Origin of the sequence: Sphingopyxis sp. PET50 (assembly GCF_025244705.1) — a bacterium.
Taxonomy (GTDB): domain Bacteria; phylum Pseudomonadota; class Alphaproteobacteria; order Sphingomonadales; family Sphingomonadaceae; genus Sphingopyxis.
The window spans coordinates 3,661,704-3,680,000 of sequence record NZ_CP104207.1 but is presented as its reverse complement, the minus strand read 5'-3'; the positions used below and the strand labels follow the sequence as shown (position 1 = coordinate 3,680,000).

The 18,297-nt window shown below is 67.8% G+C and carries 15 protein-coding genes and 3 pseudogenes (1 of these 18 cut by a window edge); 5 read left to right on the top strand and 13 right to left on the bottom strand.

The window, feature by feature from the left end:
• Positions 1 to 509, top strand: partial view of a lipopolysaccharide biosynthesis protein gene (locus N0A20_RS19305; RefSeq protein WP_260581875.1) — the final stretch only. The gene continues 1,009 nt to the left of window position 1, outside the view; only the last 509 of its 1,518 coding nucleotides appear in the window; the start codon falls outside the window, past its left edge; the stop codon is at positions 507 to 509.
• On the opposite strand, the gene N0A20_RS19300 is transcribed toward N0A20_RS19305, so the two are convergent.
• Positions 494 to 919: a CBS domain-containing protein gene (locus N0A20_RS19300; RefSeq protein ID WP_260581874.1), complete on the bottom strand. Its 426-nt coding sequence runs from the start codon at positions 917 to 919 to the stop codon at positions 494 to 496. The genes N0A20_RS19305 and N0A20_RS19300 overlap by 16 nt on opposite strands.
• Before the next feature lie 45 nt (positions 920 to 964).
• Here N0A20_RS19300 and N0A20_RS19295 point away from each other — a divergent pair, with 45 nt between their 5' ends.
• Together N0A20_RS19295 and N0A20_RS19290 are read left to right on the top strand one after the other, a co-directional pair.
• Positions 965 to 1,357, top strand: coding sequence for a hypothetical protein (locus tag N0A20_RS19295; RefSeq protein ID WP_260581873.1), 393 nt, complete (start codon positions 965 to 967; stop codon positions 1,355 to 1,357).
• Complete coding sequence (locus N0A20_RS19290) at positions 1,347 to 1,724, top strand: acyl-CoA thioesterase (protein ID WP_260581872.1); 378 nt, start codon at positions 1,347 to 1,349, stop codon at positions 1,722 to 1,724. Before N0A20_RS19295 ends, N0A20_RS19290 begins: the two co-directional genes overlap by 11 nt.
• Before the next feature lie 24 nt (positions 1,725 to 1,748).
• On the opposite strand, the gene N0A20_RS19285 is transcribed toward N0A20_RS19290, so the two are convergent.
• The 9 genes from N0A20_RS19285 to hisS all read right to left on the bottom strand — a co-directional run bounded on the left by N0A20_RS19285 (position 1,749) and on the right by hisS (position 11,036).
• The gene (locus N0A20_RS19285; protein WP_260581871.1) at positions 1,749 to 2,015 is read right to left on the bottom strand and encodes a hypothetical protein; all 267 of its coding nucleotides are present in this window, start codon (positions 2,013 to 2,015) and stop codon (positions 1,749 to 1,751) included.
• Positions 2,012 to 3,013 carry a hypothetical protein gene (locus N0A20_RS19280; RefSeq protein WP_260581870.1) on the bottom strand — a complete coding sequence of 334 codons (1,002 nt, stop codon included), beginning with the start codon at positions 3,011 to 3,013 and terminating at the stop codon, positions 2,012 to 2,014. Before N0A20_RS19280 ends, N0A20_RS19285 begins: the two co-directional genes overlap by 4 nt.
• Positions 3,014 to 3,344: 331 nt before the next feature.
• Complete coding sequence (locus tag N0A20_RS19275) at positions 3,345 to 3,695, bottom strand: hypothetical protein (protein ID WP_260581869.1); 351 nt, start codon at positions 3,693 to 3,695, stop codon at positions 3,345 to 3,347.
• Positions 3,601 to 4,941, bottom strand: a complete 1,341-nt coding sequence (locus N0A20_RS19270) for a DUF4139 domain-containing protein (protein WP_260581868.1) — start codon at positions 4,939 to 4,941, stop codon at positions 3,601 to 3,603. Before N0A20_RS19270 ends, N0A20_RS19275 begins: the two co-directional genes overlap by 95 nt.
• A gap of 10 nt (positions 4,942 to 4,951) precedes the next feature.
• The gene (locus N0A20_RS19265) at positions 4,952 to 6,295 is read right to left on the bottom strand and encodes a DUF4139 domain-containing protein (RefSeq protein WP_260581867.1); all 1,344 of its coding nucleotides are present in this window, start codon (positions 6,293 to 6,295) and stop codon (positions 4,952 to 4,954) included.
• Positions 6,296 to 6,682: 387 nt separating this feature from the next.
• Positions 6,683 to 7,483 carry a DUF4167 domain-containing protein gene (locus N0A20_RS19260; protein ID WP_260583964.1) on the bottom strand — a complete coding sequence of 267 codons (801 nt, stop codon included), beginning with the start codon at positions 7,481 to 7,483 and terminating at the stop codon, positions 6,683 to 6,685.
• A 269-nt stretch (positions 7,484 to 7,752) separates the two neighbouring features.
• Positions 7,753 to 8,592 (bottom strand): peptide chain release factor N(5)-glutamine methyltransferase, encoded by an 840-nt coding sequence (prmC, locus tag N0A20_RS19255; RefSeq protein WP_260581866.1) that lies wholly within the window; start codon positions 8,590 to 8,592, stop codon positions 7,753 to 7,755.
• A gap of 129 nt (positions 8,593 to 8,721) precedes the next feature.
• Positions 8,722 to 9,789 (bottom strand): peptide chain release factor 1, encoded by a 1,068-nt coding sequence (gene prfA / locus N0A20_RS19250; protein WP_260581865.1) that lies wholly within the window; start codon positions 9,787 to 9,789, stop codon positions 8,722 to 8,724.
• Positions 9,789 to 11,036, bottom strand: a complete 1,248-nt coding sequence (gene hisS, locus N0A20_RS19245) for a histidine--tRNA ligase (RefSeq protein ID WP_260581864.1) — start codon at positions 11,034 to 11,036, stop codon at positions 9,789 to 9,791. The genes prfA and hisS overlap by 1 nt, the downstream gene beginning before the upstream one ends.
• 316 nt (positions 11,037 to 11,352) lie before the next feature.
• Between hisS and N0A20_RS20890 the strand changes: the two are divergent.
• Both N0A20_RS20890 and ppa read left to right on the top strand, forming a co-directional pair.
• A pseudogene (locus N0A20_RS20890) lies at positions 11,353 to 13,294 on the top strand (M61 family metallopeptidase).
• Positions 13,295 to 13,515: 221 nt separating this feature from the next.
• A pseudogene (gene ppa, locus N0A20_RS19225) lies at positions 13,516 to 14,054 on the top strand (inorganic diphosphatase).
• Positions 14,055 to 14,190: 136 nt separating this feature from the next.
• On the opposite strand, the gene N0A20_RS19220 reads toward ppa, so the two are convergent.
• From N0A20_RS19220 to chrA, 3 genes and pseudogenes are all read right to left on the bottom strand, one after another.
• The gene (locus N0A20_RS19220; RefSeq protein ID WP_260581863.1) at positions 14,191 to 15,120 is read right to left on the bottom strand and encodes a mechanosensitive ion channel family protein; all 930 of its coding nucleotides are present in this window, start codon (positions 15,118 to 15,120) and stop codon (positions 14,191 to 14,193) included.
• A pseudogene (metC, locus tag N0A20_RS19215) lies at positions 15,117 to 16,323 on the bottom strand (cystathionine beta-lyase). Before metC ends, N0A20_RS19220 begins: the two are co-directional and overlap by 4 nt.
• Positions 16,324 to 16,660: 337 nt before the next feature.
• A complete protein-coding gene (gene chrA / locus N0A20_RS19210; protein WP_260581862.1) occupies positions 16,661 to 17,992 on the bottom strand; it encodes a chromate efflux transporter in 1,332 nt (443 codons plus the stop codon).
• Between the last annotated feature and the right edge of the window lie 305 nt (positions 17,993 to 18,297).

Here is an 18,297-nt window from a genome sequence, read left to right as displayed (position 1 = left end):
TCGGCATGGTGCCCTATGTGCAGATATTGGCGCTCGCGCTGCTGGTGATGACGGTGCAGATTCTCTTCGCCCCCGTCACCAACGCGCTCGGCCGCCCGGCGATCGCGATGAAGGCGTCGCTCTGCGGCGCGATTCTCTTTCCGGTCAGCTTCCTGATCGGCGTCCAGTTCGGGCTGATCGGCCTCGCCTGGGCGTGGCTGGTGGCGATGCCGCTGCTGCTGATCGTCACCGCCAGGCTGTCGGCGCCGGTCATCGGCGTGACCCTCGCCGATATCGGCCGCGCCGTCCTGCCCGGACTGGCGCCGGCGCTGGTCATGGCGGTCGCGGTCGGCCTGATCGAACGCGCGCTGCCCGCGGGCCTTGTCGCGCCGCTGCGGCTCGCGATTCTCGTCGGCGCGGGCGGGCTGATCTACCCCGCCCTGCTCTGGCTGCTCGAAAAGGAAGCGATCGCCGAGATAAAGCGCCTCATATTGCGCCGCCCGGCACCCGCGACTCAGGACGCGATATAGTCACGCATCGCCGCGGCCTCGGCTTCGATCCGGTCGATTCGATATTTGACGAGGTCGCCGATCGACACGAATCCGACCAGCTGGTCGCCATCGACCACGGGCAGGTGGCGGATGCGCTTTTGCGTCATCTGCGACAGCGCGCCCATCACCGCGGTTTTCGATTCGCAGGTCACCGGCGATTTGGTCATCACCTCTTCGAGGCTGCGGTCGAGCGCCTCGGTGCCGTAGGAGGACAGCAGGCGGACAAGATCGCGCTCCGAAAAGATGCCGACGATGACATCATTCTCCATCACCGGCACCGCGCCGATCCGGTTCTGCGCGAGCAGATCGACCACCGCGCGCACGCTGTCTTCCTTGCTCGCCGAAATCACCGCGCCCGTCCGTCCGTGGAGAATCGCTCCGATCGTCATGCCTTGCCGCTCCCCATGTCGCTATTGTCGAGAAAACAATCTATCATGATTCGCGCGCCAAGCGAAACATCCTGCCGCGGCGCATTGCCGCTTGGTCTTGGCGCCGGGCTGGTCCATGGAAGCCGCCATGGTCAAACCCTCGCCGCTCGACAACCGCGATACGTCCAGAATCGCCTGGGGCCGCTACCGCTGCAGCTGATGCTCGGCATGGCGCTGGTGTCGACGCTCGCGGTGATCGGGGCGCTGCTCTATCTGCATTTCAGCCTGCCGCACGGCCTGACCATCCACATGATCATCGCCACCGCCGCGGGGGTCGGGCTGTCGGTGATGCTCGGCGCCGCGCTGATGGGACTCGTCTTCCTGTCGAGCGGCAGCGGCCACGACGAATCGATCGAGGATCCGTTCGAGAATGATCCGGATATGAACCATGACCGATAAGCATCACGACCCCATCCTGCGCGTCGTTCCGGCGCCGGCCGACATCAACAGCAACGGCCATATCTTCGGCGGCTGGGTCCTGTCGCAGATGGACATCGCCGGCGGCATCGTCGCGGCGCGAATCGCGCAGGGGCCGACCGCGACGGTCGCGATCGAGGCGATGGAGTTCATCGCGCCGATCCTGCTGCGCGACATCATCTCGGTCTATGCGCATCTCGAACGGCGCGGCCGCACCTCGATGGGCATCCGCATCGAGGTCGTCGCGAGCCGCGGCCGCGGAGAAGAGCAGGTCAAGGTCACCGAAGGCCTGTTCACCTTCGTCGCGCTCGACGAGAATCACCGGCCGCGGGCGCTGCCGCCGGCCTGACCCGCGTCATCGCCCCCCGTTCGTTCAGTCGCGCTTTTCGCGAAACCGCTCCACCCTGCTGCTATTCGCCGCGACCCTCACGCGCCACACGCGATTCGCGCCGCGCCGCTCGATCCCGCCGGGCTCGGGGTCGAGCGCGAAGGGGATCAGCAATTCGACCTCCGCCGGAGTGTCGCGGTCGTTGGTGACCGTCACCTCCCAGTCGCGCGGCGCCCGGCCCTTCGCGGCCCCGGCGACGACCTTGTATCGCACGCCATTGCTCGGCGCCGAGATCGAAGTCGATCCGCTCATCGATCGCCCTGTCCGCAGCAAAGGCCTCGCCGACCAGCAAGCGCTGCACGCCGGCATTTTCGAACAGCGCGACTTGGCCCGCGGGCAAGGCGAGCCCCAGCCCGTCCGACTTGCGGTTCCACAGCCGTATCACCACGCTGGTCGGCTTCGAACCCGGGATCGCTCCATTCGCTGACCTCGACCGAATAGAGCTGCTCATAGGTTACGCGGTCCTGCACGAGCATAGCCACCTGCTTCTGTTGCTTGGCGGCGACGTCGGTGCGGAACGGGATGCGATAATATTTCAGGTCGCCCAGATTTTCCGACTCGGCCAGATAATCGGCGCTGACCGCCGCGATCGCCAGCGGCACATCCTGCAGCGACTCGCGGCGACGCTGCGCGGTGACGATGATCTCGCCGGCACCGTCATAATAGCCGCCCTCCGACCCGCGAACCGGGATGATCGGCGGCAGGGACCACAGCGGATGCGTGCTGGTGATGTCCATCGGCCAGCATTTTAGCACCAGCGGCCCCGCGTCGTCCTCGGGCGCGCCCATGCTGTCCTGTTTCTCGAGCCGCCCCGCGACGACATTCAGCTGCGCGTCCGGAAAGCCGGTGACGCCGCCGTTGGCGACGGTGATCCACCCGGTCATCGCCAGCGTCTCGCCCTGCTCGCCGCGCTCGGCGACATAGCTCGCCGCCCAGTCGAACCCCTCGGCGAGATAGAGCAGCTGGATCGTCACCGTCCGCGCGACGTCGCTTTCGACCAGCACCGACAGCGTCGGTTTCGCCGACAGGTCCTTCGGCACGCCGCCATAGGTCATGCGCTCGGGCAGCCCCGAACATCCCAGCGCCTCATAACCCTCGGCGGTTTTGAGCAGCACCCCGCCGTTCGGCCCCGCCTGGATGATCGCATCCTGCCGCCGCACCCTGCCCGTCGCGCGGTCGGTGCGCTGCAACGTCACGCTGCGCTTGAGATAGGCGTCGACCAGCCCCGCCGAGCGACAGGATCCGCGCATCGCGATTCTTCTCGATCACCCCGTCGGGAAGCCCGGCTATCACGGCCGTCTCGGGGAGCAGCCCCTCGGCCACGCCCTCGAAGCGTAGCGCGGCGACCCCGGCGGGCAGCGCGACGGTGCGCGTCTCGGCGATGAAGGCGAACCCTTCGGGCCATTCGGAATCAATGCCGCCCGACGATCGTTCGGGCGCGCGATAGACGGTGACCGCGACCTCGTCGATCGCCCGCGAGGGAATGACGGGAATATCGGGCTGCGCCGACGCGGGCGCGCCGCCAGCCGCCAGTGCCAGCGCAAGGAAGAACGCCGTGCCGCGACCCGTCCCCATGGCCGCCTAGCCGCTCTTCAATTTCTGCCGGAAGCTTTGCACGACGCTGTCGTTCGCGGGCACGCGTACCCGCCACACCCAGCTCGATCCGCGACGTTCCCATGCCGCGGGTTCGGGATCGATTGCAAAGGGGATCAGCATCTCGACCTCGGCATCGAAGGGCCGCGCGTTGGTCAGCGTGACCTGCCATGTCTGATATTCGCCCTTGGCGTCGCGCTCGGTGATGACGCTGCCGAACTGCACCGCCGGACTTTGACCGATGTCATAGTCGACGCGCTCGCCGACGGCCTTGTCGCCGATCGCCGCCTCGCCGACGAGCAGGCGGCGGCCCGCCAGCGTCTCGAACACCGCCGCCATGCCCGACGGCAGCGCGAGGCCGAGCCCGTCCTCGCTGCGGTTCTGCATCCGCAGCCGGGTGACCAACGGCTGGGGCGCACTGTTGTAGGATTGATAGAGGGTGCCGAAATAGAGCTGCTCGACCGCGACCTTGTCCTTGATGAGCAGCGCGACCTGCTTCTGCCCCTTCGCCGAAACGTCGACGCGGAACGGCACGCGATAGAATTTGAGGTCGCCCAGATCCTCGGCGGGCGGCGGCGGGGCCGGCAGCCGGCGCGGGAGCGATCATCGCCGACGGCGGGGCCAGGACATGGAGCTTGTCGCCGAGGCGCGCCGCCGTGACCATCACTTCCTCTTCATAGTCGACGGTCGGCTCGATGACCGGCGGCAATTCCCAGAAGGGGTGCGTACTGGTGATGTCCATCGGCCAGCATTTCAGCACCAGCGCCCCCGGCGGGGTGCGCGGCAGCGGCGCGCGATAGCCCTTGTTGAGCCGCCCCGCGATGACGTTGAGTTGCGCCCCCGGAAAGCTCGTCACCCCGCCATTGGCGACGGTGATCCAGCCGGTGATGCCCAGCGCCTTGCCGCCCTCCGCCCGGTCGACGACATAGTTCGCCGCCCAGTCGAAGCCTTCGGACAGATAGACGAGCTGCAAGGTGACCGTGCGCGCCCGCGCGCTCTCGACCAGGATCGACAGCGTCGGTTTCGCCGACAGATCCCTGGGCACGCGGCTGTAGAGCATCCGCTCGGGCAGCCCCGCGCAGCCCAAGGCCTCATATCCCGCGGCGGTCTGCAATATCACGCCGCCGTTCGGCCCCGCCTGGATGATCGCCTGCTGCTCGCGCACCTTGCCCGTCTTGCGGTCGGTGCGGCGCAGGGTGACGCTGCGCTTCAGAAAGGCGTCGACCAGCCCCGCTGGCGACAGCAGCCGCGCGTCGCGATTCTTCTCGCGCACCCCGTCGGGCATCCCCGACACCACCGCCGTCTCGGGCAGCAGCCCTTCGGAAACCCCCTCGAAACGCAGCACCGCCGTGCCCGCGGGCAGCGTCACGACGCGCGTCTCGGTGACCAGCGCGAAACCCTGCGGCCAGTTCGGGTTGATCGGCCCCGCCCCGCGATTGGGCGCGCGATAGACGGTGACCGCGACGTCCTTCAGCGCCGACGACACCACCACCGGGGCATCGGATGGCCGCGCGCCCTGCTGCGCCGCGAGCGGCGGCGCGGCCAGTACGGCCAGTACGGCCGGGATCAGGTGCGCCCAGCGCATGACCCCGGTCTCAGTAGCGCGAATCGAAGGTGGCGGTGACTTCGGTCTTGCCGTTCGCGGGAACCGGAACCTGCCATTCGACGCGGTCGGCGGAAACGCGGTTACTCTTCAGGCTCTCGTCGGTGATCCGCACGTCGCCCCACAGCCCCGATTGCGCGAGGTCGACCGTCACCGCGCCGGGCCGCGCGTTGCTGACGACATATTTCATTTTGGTCAGCCAGCGCGAATCGCCCTTGCGGGTGCGCGACACCACGGTCGACTGTACCTTGACGTCGAAGGCGTCGCCGGTGCGCAGCGTCATCGACGACCCCATCGGGGTATGGCCGATGCTGTTCTCGCCGATGAACTGCGGGTCGCCGCGCGCGTCGCGCATATAGACGCGGATCGTCCCCGCGGGCAGCTGGTCGCCCAGCCCGCCCTTCGCCGAGGTCGAAAAGCGCAGCACGCTCGCCGCGCTCACCGGTTCGGTGGTGCTGCCCAGCCAGCCGTTGACATATTCATAGGTCGAGCGCGCCGGCGCGCCCTTCACATCGAGGAAGCTCACCTGCTTCTGCTGCGCATTGGCGATCGTCGTGCGCTCGGCCAGCGGATAGAGATAATAGTCGCCCAGCCGCTCGCGCGTGCTCGTCTCGGTCCCCGCCTCGTCGAGCGCGCCGGTCAACTGCGAAAATCCGCCCCCGCCGCCCGGACTGCCCGCGACGAGCAACGTACGCGCATTGGAGAAGGTGGTGCCGGTCGAATTGGTCAGCGTCACCCACCCCTGCATGTCCATCGCGCCCTTGGCGGCGTCGAACAAGGCGACATAGTCGGCGGTCCAGCCGAGATTGGGGGTGAGATAGGACAGCCGCGCCGGCACCGTGCCCGCCTGCGCCGCCTGCACCGTCACCGACAGCGTCGGGCGCGCGCGCAGATTGGGGGGCAGCCGGTCGAACACCGCGCGCACCGGCAGGCCGTCGTCGCGCAGCACCTCGATCCGCCCGCCGACGTCGAGCACGATGCCGCCGTTCGCCGCCAGCACCTTGGCGCGCTCGCTGCGTTCGGCGCCCGTCGCGGGATTGGTCCGGACGAGGGTGATCGACTGGCCGACCGCCTTGTCCATCAGCTTGTCGGGGGTGAGCAGGTCGAAGTCGAAATTCTGCTCGACGATCGCCAGGCCGGGCCCCGACAGCGTCACCGTCTCGGGCCGGATGCGCGCCGACACGTCGGGAAATTCGATGCGGTTGCGCCCGGCGCTCACGCCAAGCTGGCGGTCGTCCTGCACCAGCGACTGGCCATTGTTGTAGATGGTGACCGCGACATCGCCCTGCGCCGTGGCGTCGGGGTCCGACTGCGCCGCCGCGGGGACCGCGATCAAGGGAACGGCGGCCGCCCCCAAAAGCCAAGCCCCGGTCCGCCAAGCCTTTGCCAAAGCGCGCATAATCGCTCTCCCCCACATGATTGTGCGGGGAGGCTATGCCATGTCAGGACGCTTGGCTAGGGCGAAATAAGTCATGCGGCGCGTAACGGCTGATGAAACACCGCAGAGCGGCGTGCGTTTAATCTGCAACGCCCCTTGCCCGTTCGTGTCGAGCGAAGTCGAGACACCCATCGGGTTGGCGCAAGGCAGATGGGTGTCTCGACTTCGACCGCAGGTCGAAGTTTATCCTGAGCGCCTGCAAGGCAGTCGAAGGGCTCGACACGAACGGGACGGTGGGTCAGATCTAGGGCTCAGGGCTACGGTCTGAAAGACCTGCTTCGCCAATTATTCGGCGGCTTCGACCCCGGAGTCGCGCGGTGCCAGCGTGCGGCGGGCGCGGCGCGGTTTCGGCGCGGCTTCGGCGGCCTCGTCCGCCTCGTCGTCGGCGACCGGTGCGGGCGCCGGACGGCCGATCGCGGGCGGCAGCACCGCGCTGTCGATCCCGGCGCCGCCTTCGTCCTCGTCGCGCGGGCGGCGCGGGCTGCGGCGCGCGGCGCGGGTCGGCTTCGCCTCTTCGACGGCGACCTCTTCGCTCGCCGCCTCGGTCTCGGCGCGGTCGCGCACCGGCTGGCGGTTGCCGCGATTGTCGTCATTCTCGTCGCGGTCGCGGCGGTTGCCGCGGTCCCGGTTGCGATCGCCGCGATCGTTGCGCTCGTTCCGGTCGCCGCGTTCGTTGCGATTCTCGCGATTGCCGTCCTCGCGGCCCTCGTCCTGCTCGCCCTGGCCCTCGTCGAGGTCGGTCTCGTCATGCGCGTCGAAATCCTCGACGCCGCGGACTTCGCGGTGGCGGTCGTTGCGGTCGTGCTGGCCGCCGTTGCGTTCTTCCTGGCGGGCGCGGAAATCGCTGTGGACGCGGAAATAATGGTCGGCGAACTGCAGATAATATTCGGTCTGCACCCGGTCGCCCGACAACTGCGCGTCGCGCGCCATATTCTTGTATTTCTCGATCATCTGCGCCGCGTTGCCGCGCGCGCGGCTGTCGATGCGATTGGCCTGGTCGGTACCGCCACGGCCGCCGCCCGACTGGGCGCGATTGTTGTTATTGTTGTTGCGGCCGCGACGGCGGCCGTTCTGCCGGTTGTTCATGTTCAACTGAGACATCCTGTCGAAAAGCTCTAAGCTATGCCAACCCCTTATGGCCGACCGCGCTCTTGCGCGTCGTGCCCGCGCTCCCTTGCGCGGCTCTTCCTGTTACAGCTTGCGCCGGACGTTTCGTCCCGCACCAGCATCGCAATTGGGAAGCAGACCCGCCGGACCAGTATCGATGCGCTGCACCGCCAAAGGGACCCTGATCAGGCCTGTGCCCAAGCCCCTAGCCCGCTTTGGGCGCGAAACCAAGCAATTTCTTGGTCGGTTCAGCGCGCGCCGGTCAACAGCAGGGCGCGGTCGCGGCCGCCGAGGTCTTTGCGGCAGCGGACGGCGAAACCGGCATCTTCGGCCAGCTTCGATACAGAGATAAGCTGCGTCGCCCCGATTTCAAGCACCGCCAGCCCATCGGGCGCCAGCAGGCGCGGCAGATCGGGGATGATCCGCCGGTAATCGTCGAGCCCGTCGGCGCCCGCGAACAGGGCTTCCGCCGGTTCGTGATCGGCCACATCGGGCATCAGCATTTCGTCGTCGGCGATATAGGGCGGATTGCAGAGGATCAGGTCGAATTGTTCATCGACACCTTCGCCCCAGTCGCCCGACCGGAACACCGTGCGGCCGGCCAGACCCAGCTCCTCCGCATTGTCGCGCGCATAGGCGAGCGCGAACTCGGATGCATCGACGCCGAGCCCCGTGGCTTGCGGAAACTCGCTCAGCACCGCGAGCAGCAGCGTGCCCGGTCCCGTCCCGAGATCGAGAACCCGCTTCGGCCACCCCGCCTCCCGCTCGCGCCGCGCGAAGTCCAGACACGCTTCCACCAGGGTTTCGCTGTCGGGCCGCGGGATCAGCACCCCCGGCCCCACCTCGATCCGCAGCGTCCAGAAATCGCGATAGCCGAGGATATAGGCCATCGGCGCCTGCCCCATCCGCCGCGCGACGAGGTTCGCATAATGCTCGGGCACCGCGTAGCGCCCCGGATCGAGCAGCAGCGCCTGCCGCTCGATCCCCAGCGCATGCGCCATCAGCAATTCGGCATCGAGCCGCGGCGTATCGCTGGTCGCGGCGAGCAGGTTGGCCGCGGTGCGGATATTGTCGGCAACCTCGCTCACGCCCGTTCACCCACCTGCAATTCCGTTCGTGTCGAGCGAAGTCGAGACACCCACCGGGACAGCGCCCGGCCGAGAGGCATCTCGACTTCGCTCGATGCGAACGGGTTCAAAGGGCCCAGGCTCCTCAGTTCAGTCACCCAGCCCCGCCAGCCGCTGCGCCTGGTCCTCGGCGATCAGCGCGTCGATCAGCTCGTCCATCGCGCCTTCCAAAATCTCGGGCAGGCGGTGGAGCGTCAGGTTGATCCGGTGGTCGGTCACGCGGCCCTGCGGGAAATTATAGGTGCGGATGCGTTCGGACCGGTCGCCCGACCCGACCATCGACCGCCGCGCCGACGCCTCGGCGCTGTGGATCTTCTCACGCTCCAGATCGTAAAGCCGCGCGCGCAGCACCTGCAGCGCCTTGGCCTTGTTCTTGTGCTGGCTGCGCTGGTCCTGCTGGATCACGACAAGGCCGGTCGGGATATGCGTGATGCGGATCGCGCTGTCGGTCGTGTTGACATGCTGCCCGTCGGCGCCGGACGCGCGATAGATGTCGATCTTCAGGTCGCCGTCGGCGATCGCGACATCGACCTCCTCGGCCTCGGGCAGCACCGCGACGGTCGCGGCGCTGGTGTGGATGCGCCCGCCGCTTTCGGTCACCGGCACCCGCTGGACGCGATGCACGCCGCTCTCGAACTTCAGCTTCGCGAACACGCCCTGCCCGCTGACCGACGCGACGACCTCCTTGTAGCCGCCGACCTCGGCCTCGTTCGCCGAGATGATCTCGACCTTCCACCCCTGCGTGTCGGCATAGCGGCTGTACATGCGCAGCAGGTCGCCCGCGAACAGCGCCGCCTCGTCGCCGCCGGTCCCGGCACGGATTTCCAGCATCGCGGCGCGCTCGTCGGCGACGTCCTTGGGAAGCAATTTGACCGCCAGGTCATGCTCGGCGGCGGGCAGCGCCGCCTCGACCGCCGCGAGTTCCTCGGCCGCCATCGCCTTCATCTCGGGATCGGCAAGCATCTCGCCCAGCGCCACCACTTCGCCGCGCAGCCGCACGACCTCGGCCGCCGCCTTGGCGACGGGTTCGAGCTCGGCAAACTCCTTCGACGCCGCGACGAAGTCGGCGGGCGCCATATCCCCCGTCGCCATCCGCGCCTGCAAGGCCGCGTGGCGTTCGATGATGGCGTCGATCTGACGGGCGGAAACGGAGGTCATCAGAGCGCGCGAATGATCGCGCTGATCGTAATCGTCAGTTCACTGTCACCACGAATGTTCGTGTATGATTGGCCGTCGCGCGAACCGATCGCAATGAGGGCGCGCGCCGGAATCTTCCCGGCCTTGTCAAAGCGTTTGCGCGGCGAACCGGTAGCAACGATTTCAGTTGCAAGCCCCTTGCCCCGCATCGCCGCGAGAGTTTTCATCGCGTAAGGAAGCAGCCCGTCGTCTTCGACCGCGATCACCAAGTCGAGCCGGTTGTCGACGGCATCGTCCGCCACCAGCATCGCCAGCCGCTCGATCCCCGCCGCCCAGCCGACCGCCGCGGTCGGCGGGCCGCCGAGCGCCTCGATCAGCCCGTCGTAGCGCCCGCCGCCCAGCACCGTGCCCTGCGCACCGAGCCGGTCGGTGACGAATTCGAACGCGGTGTGGCGGTAATAGTCGAGCCCGCGCACCAGCCGCGCATTGCGCTCCCACGCGACCCCCGCCGCGTCGAGCCCCGCGGTCACCGCGCCGAAGAAATCCTGCGCCTCGCTCGTCAGATACGCGTCGATATCGGGCGCGCTGTCGGCGACCGGCCGGTCGCGCGGGTCCTTGCTGTCGAGGATGCGCAGCGGATTCTTGTCGAGCCGTTCGAGGCTGTCCTCCGACAAATCGCCCTTGTGCCCCTCGAAATGCGCGACCAGCGCCGCGCGCCAGGCATCGCGGCTCGCCGCATCGCCCAGCGTGTTGAGCGTCAGCGTCACGCCTTCCGCGATCCCGAGCTCGCGCAGGAGCTGGTCGGCGAACACCAGCAGCTCGGCATCGGCGAGCGGGCTGTCGCTGCCCAGCACTTCCGCATCCAATTGATGAAACTGGCGGTAACGCCCCTTCTGCGGCCGCTCGTAGCGGAACAGCGGCCCGTGCGTCGCGACCTTCAGCGGCGCATACTGCTGCCAGCCGTTCGTGATATAGGCCCGCGCGATCCCCGCGGTGAACTCGGGGCGCAGCGTCACCGATTCGCCGCCGCGATCCTCGAACGAATACATTTCCTTCGACACCACGTCGGTGGTCTCGCCCAGCGAGCGCGCGAACACCGCGGTCGGCTCGATCACCGGCACCTCGACGCGCTTGTAGCCATAGAGCCGCCGCACACGGTCGAAGCGATCGACGACATGCTGGAACCGGTCGGCGAAGTCGCCGAGCATGTCCTGCGTGCCGCGCACCGGCTGCGGCGTGGCGATCCTGGCGGATTTGTCCTTGCTCATGGCGGCGGCGTCTAGTCGATTTTGCATATTGCGCAAAGTCCCCTCTCCCCTTGCGGGGGCATCGGGTCGGGCATGTCCCCGGCATGCCCTGAACAGCGCGGGGCGCTGTTCGCCCGATGCCGGTTGCGCAGACTTGGCAGCTTGCTGCCTAGTCGAAGCTGGGTGAGGGGTTGCGAGCCCTCGGCTCGCGCGGTCGCCGAGCGACCGCAACCCCTCATCCAACTGCGCCTAGCCACTTCGTGGCAAGGCTTCGTATCCTTCTCCCGCAAGGGGAGAAGGAGTTGTGGGATCGACGATTTCCCGGCAGAAAGCCGTCATGAAAAAAACACGCTTCGTCGCAGCCGCCCTGATCGCCGCTCCGCTCCTTCCGGCCGCCTCCGCCGTCCATGCACAGGAGGGCAACAGCCGCCCGCAGCCCGTGGTGCAGCCGCTCACCATCCCGCTCCCCGCCGACCGGCCGTTTCCGGGCACGATGCTGCTGCGCGTCGATGCGACCGATTTTGCCCGCGGCATCTTCCGCGTCCGCCAGACGATCCCGGTGCCCAGGGCGGGTAAATTCACCCTCCTCTATCCCGAATGGCTGCCCGGCAAGCACGCCCCGCGCGGGGCGATCGCCGAGGTCGCGGGGTTCCGCGCCAGCGCGGGCGGCAAGCCGCTCGTCTGGACGCGCCAGCCGACCGACGTCTACGCCTTCGACATCGAGGTGCCGCAGGGGGTGAAGAGCATCGACATCGCCTTCGACTTCCTGTCGCCGACGCGCACCGCCGAAGGCCGCGTCGTCGTCACCCCGGCGATGATGAACATCCAGTGGGAACAGGTGAGCTTCTATCCCGCTGGCTGGTTCACCCGCCAGATCCCCGTGCAGCCCGAGGTCGTCCTGCCCGACGGCTGGACCGGCGCCGCCGCGCTCGACGGGCTCCAGGTGTCGCGCGGCCGCTACAGCTTCGGCGTCACCAGCTACGAAAATCTGATCGACAGCCCGATGTTCGCGGGCAGATATTTCCGCGCCTGGTCGCTCGGCAACGGCGTGACGCTCAACGTCGTCGCCGACGAGGAGAAATATCTCGCCGCCAGCCCCGACCATATCGCGCGCCACGCCGCGCTGGTGTCCGAAGCCGTCGCGCTGTTCGGCATGCGCCACTACGACCGCTATGAATTTCTGCTCGCGCTTTCCGACGAACTCGGCGGCATCGGGCTCGAGCATCACCGGTCGAGCGAGAACAGCCGCAACCCCGATTATTTCACCAAATGGGACGAGAATGACAGCGAGCGCGGGCTGCTCCCGCATGAATTCGTGCACAGCTGGAACGGCAAATACCGCCGCCCCGACAAGCTCTGGACCCCCGATTTCCGCACCCCGATGCAGGACAATCTGCTCTGGGTCTACGAAGGCCAGACCAGCTTCTGGGACCTCGTGCTCGCTCGACCGCTCGGGCATGCAGTCGAAGGAGATGATCCTCGCCGAATGGGCGACCAACGCCGGCTTCTACAGCGTCCAGCCGGGCCGCGCCTGGCGCTCGGTCGAGGATACGACGCTCGATCCCGTGATCGCGGGCCGCAAGCAACGCGCCTTCCCCAGCGCGACGCGCACCGAGGATTATTACAACGAGGGCTCGCTGATGTGGCTCGAGGCCGACATGCTGATCCGCCAGGCCACGAACAACGCCAAGAGCCTCGACGATTTCGCGCACGCCTTCTTCGGCGGCCGCGAAGGCGACTGGGGCCAGTCGACCTATGATTTCGACGATGTCGTCGCGGCGCTGAACGCGGTCCACCCCTACGACTGGGCGAAATTCCTCCGCGACCGGATGCAGGCGCCCGGCCGCCCCGCCCCGACCGCGGGCATCGAGGCCGCGGGCTACCGCCTCGTCTGGCGCGACGCCCCCAACGTCTACGACCGCGACCGCATGGCGCAGGCGAAGAATGCCGACCTCACCCACAGTCTCGGCCTGGTCATCGACAAGGACGGCGTCGCGGGCAGCATCCTGTGGGACGGGCCCGCGTTCAAAGCCGACATCCTCAATGGCACCAAGATCCTCGCGGTCGACGGGGTGAGCTACAGCCGCGAGCGTATCGAGACCGCGATCCGCGCCGCGACCGACGGCAAGACGCCGGTCCGCCTGCTCGTCGAACGCGGCGGCCGCTATCGCAATGTCGAGATCGCCTACCATGCCGGCCTGCGCTGGCCGCATCTGGAAAAGGCCGGCACCGGACCCGACGCCTTCGACGCGCTCCTCGCCCCGAAACGCGCGCTCTGACCTTATACGCCCTCCCCTTCAGGGGAGGGCAGCGAGACTTGCCAGCTTGCTGGTTAGTCGCAGCGGGTGGGGGCCCGAAGCCTTGCGCAAGGCTTCGGGCCCCCACCCCAACCCCCTCCCCTGAAGGGGAGGGGCTTTAATCGCGCCCCTCCCGCCTTCCCTCCCCCGCCCCCAGCGGCTAAGGCGCGCGCGAATCAATAACCAAAAGGACTGCATCTCCCATGCGCATCGACCTGATCCCGGCCGGCGACAGCCCGCCCGACAGCCTCAACGTGCTGATCGAAGTGCCGATCGGCGGCGAGCCGGTGAAATATGAGTTCGACAAGGCGTCGGGCGCGCTCTTCGTCGACCGCTTCCTGCACACCCCGATGCGCTATCCCGCCAATTACGGTTTCGTGCCGCACACGCTGGGCGAGGACGGCGATCCGCTCGACGCGCTCGTCGTCGCGCGTTCGCCGATCGTCGCGGGCGCGGTGGTCAAATGCCGCCCGATCGGCGTGCTCCTGATGGAGGACGACAGCCAGGCGGCGACGAGAAGCTGCTCTGCGTCCCCGTCAACAAGACCTTCCCCTATTACAAGGATGTCGCCAGCTACACCGACATGCCGCCGATCGTGCTGCAGCAGATCGAGCATTTCTTCACCCACTACAAGGACCTCGAACCCGGCAAATGGGCGAAGCTCAACGGCTGGGGCGACGTCGATGAGGCAAAGCGCATCATCATCGAATGCGTCGAGCGCGCGAAGAAGGTGGGGTTTTAAGTCTCGACGAATGGATCGACCCTCACCCTTCCCACCGGCTCCGTCGGCGGGCCCCTTCCCTCTCCCGCCGGGAGAGGGGAGGGAGGCGCGAAGCGCCGGAAGGGTGAGGGCGGCCTGCCGATAACAAGCGACGGCATCAGGACGAGCGAGACTCGCCCTCCTCCGCCAGCACCCGCACCTCGGTCCGCGGATAGGGAATCCGGATCCCCGCTTCCTTGAACCGGTCCCAGATCGCCAGGAACACCTCGCCCTGGATATTGCCCAGCCCCGCCTCGGGGTCCGAAATCCAGTAGCGCAGCTCATGCTCGACCGCGCGTTCCCCGAATGATGTGATCCACACCACCGGCTCGGGGTCGGACAGGATGCGCGGGTTCGCCTTCGCGGCCTCGACCATGATCGCCTGCGCCAGCCGCAGGTCGCAGTCATAGGCGACCGGGACGCGCATCCGCACCCGCACGTCGCGGCTCGAATAGCTCCAGTTCTCGACCGGCTGGGTCATGAGGAGTTCGTTCGGGATCAGATGCTTCTTGCCGTCGCGCGTCACGACATTGACCGCGCGCACCCCGATCTTGGCGACGCGTCCGACGTTGGGGATCGCCCCCGGCCCCGTCGCGCCGCCCATGCTGCTGCCGTCGCCGACGACGATGACATCGCCGGGCTGGATCGAGCGGTCCATCAGCAGGATGATGCCCGCGATCAGATTGCCGACGGTCTTCTGCAGCCCGAAGCCGATGGCGAGACCCGCGGCGCCCGAAAAGACCGCGAGCGCGGTCAGGTCGATGCCGAGCAGGTCGATGCCGAACAGCATCGCAAAGACGAACAGCGCGATCGCGATCAGCTTCTCGGTCAATATGCGCTGCGCCGCGTCGATCTTGCCGTTGCGGCGCAGCACCCATTTGATCGCGCGCATCGCAAGCCTGACACCCAGATAGAGCAGCACCGCGACGACAATCGTCGATGCCACGCTGTACAGCGACAGGCGGTACTGGCCGACGTCGATGCCGATCGCCCGCATCGTCGCGGCGATGCCCTCGGCGCCCTCGCGCAGGTCGGCCCGGACGCTCATCCCGCCATCGCCGCGAACCCGCGCGCCAGGTCGGCGATCAGATCGGCGGGGTCCTCCAGCCCGATCGACAGCCGCAGCAGCGGATCGGGGTCGGTCCACGGGCAAGCGGTGCGGATGCCCGCGGGATTGCTCGGCACTACCAGACTTTCATAGCCGCCCCAGCTGAAGCCGATGCCGAAATGGTCGAGCGCCTCGATGAAGCGCGTGCGTCCCGCCTCGTCGGCGCCCTTCAGCGTGAAGCCGAACAGCCCGCTCGCGCCCTTGAAGTCGCGGCGCCAGATATCATGCCCTGCATCGCCCGCCAGCGCCGGATGCAGCACGCGCCCGACCTCGGGCCGGCCCGCCAGCCACTCCGCCACCGCGAGCGCATTCGCCTGATGCCGCGCCAGCCGAACGTCGAGCGTGCGCAGGCCGCGCAGGACAGCCGCGCAATCGTCGGGCGAAACCGCCTGCCCCAGCTGGTATGCCGCGCTGCGCAGCTTCGGCCACACCGCCTTCGTCGCGGTCAGCGATCCCATCATCGCGTCGCTGTGTCCGCCGACATATTTGGTCAGGCTCATCATCGCCACGTCGACCCCCCGCGCCAGCGCCGGGAACAGCAAAGGCGTCGCCCAGGTATTGTCGAGCATCGTCAGCACGCCCTTCTCGCGCGCCACCGCGGTGATCGCGGGAATATCCTGCACCTCGAAGGTCAGGCTGCCCGGCGACTCCAGAAAGATCAGCTTCGTCTCGGGCCGGATCAGCTCCGCAATCCCCGCCCCCACCAGCGGATCGTAAAAGCTCGTCTCGACCCCGTATCGCTTGAGCAACCCGCCCACGAAGGCGCGCGTCGGTTCATAGGCGCTGTCGACCATCAGCAGGTGATCGCCCGGCGCCAGCAGCGCGAGCATCCCCGCCGAATTGGCCGCGACCCCCGACGGATAGAGCAGGGTCCCCTCGGCCCCCGGCTCCATGTCGGTCAGCGCATCGGCCAGCGCCCACACCGTCGGCGTCCCGCGCCTAGCCGTAATAAAGCTGGTCGTGCGTCGCGTGCCCGCGCGCCTTCAGGTCGGCGATCGTGTCGTAAAGGATCGTCGAGGCGCGCCACACCGGCGGATTGACGATGCTCCCGCCCAGCCGCGGGTCGCCGGTCCATTCGGGCCGCCGCCCGCCCTGCACCAGTTTCGTCGCGGGGCGGAGGCTGTCATCGTCGCTCTTGCTCATCCGCCCCTGTTAGCGGCGCGCCGGGCAAAATCCAGTGGCGGGGCTATGACCGCCCGCGCAGCGGGCCATTCTTCATCTCACACAAAGACACAAAGAGGGCAGTTCATTCGCGAACGTTGGGCGCGAGAACTGCCCTCTTTGTGTCTTTGTGTGAGTCAAAATGGCGCTCCGCGCGATTTCTAGATCAAATTGCGTGGAATCTGAATCACTCCGCCTCCCCGAGCGAAGACGAGGGGCTCGTTCGAGCGAAGCGAGAACCTGCTCACTGCCTCGACTTCGCTCGGCATAGCCCCTCGTCTTCGCTCGGGGAGGCGGTTCAGGTTTAACGCACTATGCTCTATACCAACGCCGGCAAAGGCCCGCCCGGACCGATCAGCAACCCCAGCACCGAGCAGATCGCCAGCATCGTTATGATCCCCAGCTTGAAGCGGAACAGCAGCACCGCCGCGAGCAGCGCAAGCAGCACCGCCGCCCAGTCGACCGACCCCGGCACCGGCAGATCGAAGCCCCAGCCGCTCGGCGCCAGCCGCCGGAACAGCACATGCAGCGCGAACCACAGCGACAGGTTGGCGATCACGCCCACCACCGCCGCGGTCACCGCCGCCAGCGCGCCCTTCAGCCCCGCCGCGCGTTCGAGCCGGTCGATCCACGGCGCAAAGGCGAAGATCCACAGGAAACAGGGCGCAAAGGTCACCCACAAGGTCAGCCCCGCGCCGAGCAAGGCCGCGACGAAGGGCGTGAACGGCGCCGCGTCGCGGTACGCCGCCAGGAAGCCGACGAACTGCGTCACCAGGATCAGCGGCCCCGGCGTCGTCTCGGCCAGCCCCAGCCCGTCGGCCATCTCGCCCGGCCGCAGCCAGCCGAACCCCGACACCGCCTCCTGCGCCATATAGGCCAGCACCGCATAGGCGCCGCCGAAGGTCACCACCGCGAGCTGCGAAAAGAACGCGCCAATGTCCCACAGCACATGGTCCTTCCCCAGCGTGGCGAGGATCAGCAGCATCGGCGCCGCCCAGATCGCTCCCCACGTCAGCACCGCCGAAACGCTCTGCCGCCACGCCGAGCGCGCGGGCGCCGCGGGGACCGATGGCACCGGTGCCAGCTTCAGCCACTCCGGCCGCCAGCGCCCCGCCGCCCAGCCGGTCAGCAACGCCGCCAGAATCACGAGCGGAAAGGGCAGCGTCAGGATCGCGATGGCGACGAAGGAGGCGATGGCGATACCGCGCTGGAGCGGCGTCTTGAGCGCGCGCCCCGCGATGCGCAGCAGCGCCTGCACGACGATCGCCAGCACCGCCGCCTTGATGCCGAGGAACAGCGCCGCGAACCAGTCGAGCCCCGCCGCCATCACATAGAGCGCCGACAGGCCGAGCATGACCAGCGCGCCGGGGATGATGAACAGCAGCCCCGCGACCAGCCCGCCCTTGAACCCGTGCAGCCGCCAGCCGATCCACGTCGCGAGCTGCTGCGCCTCGGGCCCGGGCAGCAGGTGGCAGAAATTGAGCGCGTGGAGGAAGGCCGCTTCGTCGACCCAGCGCCTCTCGTCGACGAATTCGCGGTGCATCAGCGCGATCTGCCCGGCGGGGCCGCCGAAGCCCAGGCAGCCGACGCGGGCATAGGCGCGCACCGCTTCGGCGAAGGTGGGGCGAAGGGAAAGCGAAAGGTCGGTCATCGTCACGCTTCTCCAGTCGGCAAAGCCGGGTGAAAAAGCAACGCTTGGGCGAACGCCTGACCGGGAGGTTGCCTCGCCCCGATACGACCGGATTACCGCCGCGCGCCCGGAGCGGGCAAGCAAGAAAAAACTGCAAGCCCGGAAAGCCGCGCTTGCACTGACCGCTCGCGCAGCGAGCCAATAAAATCTCACACAAAGACACAAAGACACAAAGATGCCGGCCTTGCACTTCATCGGCGCGCATCGGCTGCCCTCTTCGTGTCTTTGTGTGAGTCCAAAAACACGACCGATCGGCGCAACGCCCA

Coding starts and splice junctions, on each gene's coding strand:
- N0A20_RS19290 (WP_260581872.1), top strand. CDS start 1,347: ATGACCGATAAGCATCACGACCCCATCCTGCGCGTCGTTCCGGCGCCG.
- prfA (WP_260581865.1), bottom strand. CDS start 9,789: ATGACCTCCGTTTCCGCCCGTCAGATCGACGCCATCATCGAACGCCAC.
- chrA (WP_260581862.1), bottom strand. CDS start 17,992: ATGACCGACCTTTCGCTTTCCCTTCGCCCCACCTTCGCCGAAGCGGTG.
- N0A20_RS19275 (WP_260581869.1), bottom strand. CDS start 3,695: ATGGCGGCGGTGTTCGAGACGCTGGCGGGCCGCCGCCTGCTCGTCGGC.
- N0A20_RS19260 (WP_260583964.1), bottom strand. CDS start 7,483: ATGAACAACCGGCAGAACGGCCGCCGTCGCGGCCGCAACAACAATAAC.
- N0A20_RS19280 (WP_260581870.1), bottom strand. CDS start 3,013: ATGCGCGGATCCTGTCGCTCGGCGGGGCTGGTCGACGCCTATCTCAAG.
- N0A20_RS19285 (WP_260581871.1), bottom strand. CDS start 2,015: ATGAGCGGATCGACTTCGATCTCGGCGCCGAGCAATGGCGTGCGATAC.
- N0A20_RS19270 (WP_260581868.1), bottom strand. CDS start 4,941: ATGCGCTGGGCGCACCTGATCCCGGCCGTACTGGCCGTACTGGCCGCG.
- N0A20_RS19300 (WP_260581874.1), bottom strand. CDS start 919: ATGACGATCGGAGCGATTCTCCACGGACGGACGGGCGCGGTGATTTCG.
- hisS (WP_260581864.1), bottom strand. CDS start 11,036: ATGAGCAAGGACAAATCCGCCAGGATCGCCACGCCGCAGCCGGTGCGC.
- N0A20_RS19220 (WP_260581863.1), bottom strand. CDS start 15,120: ATGAGCGTCCGGGCCGACCTGCGCGAGGGCGCCGAGGGCATCGCCGCG.
- N0A20_RS19295 (WP_260581873.1), top strand. CDS start 965: ATGATTCGCGCGCCAAGCGAAACATCCTGCCGCGGCGCATTGCCGCTT.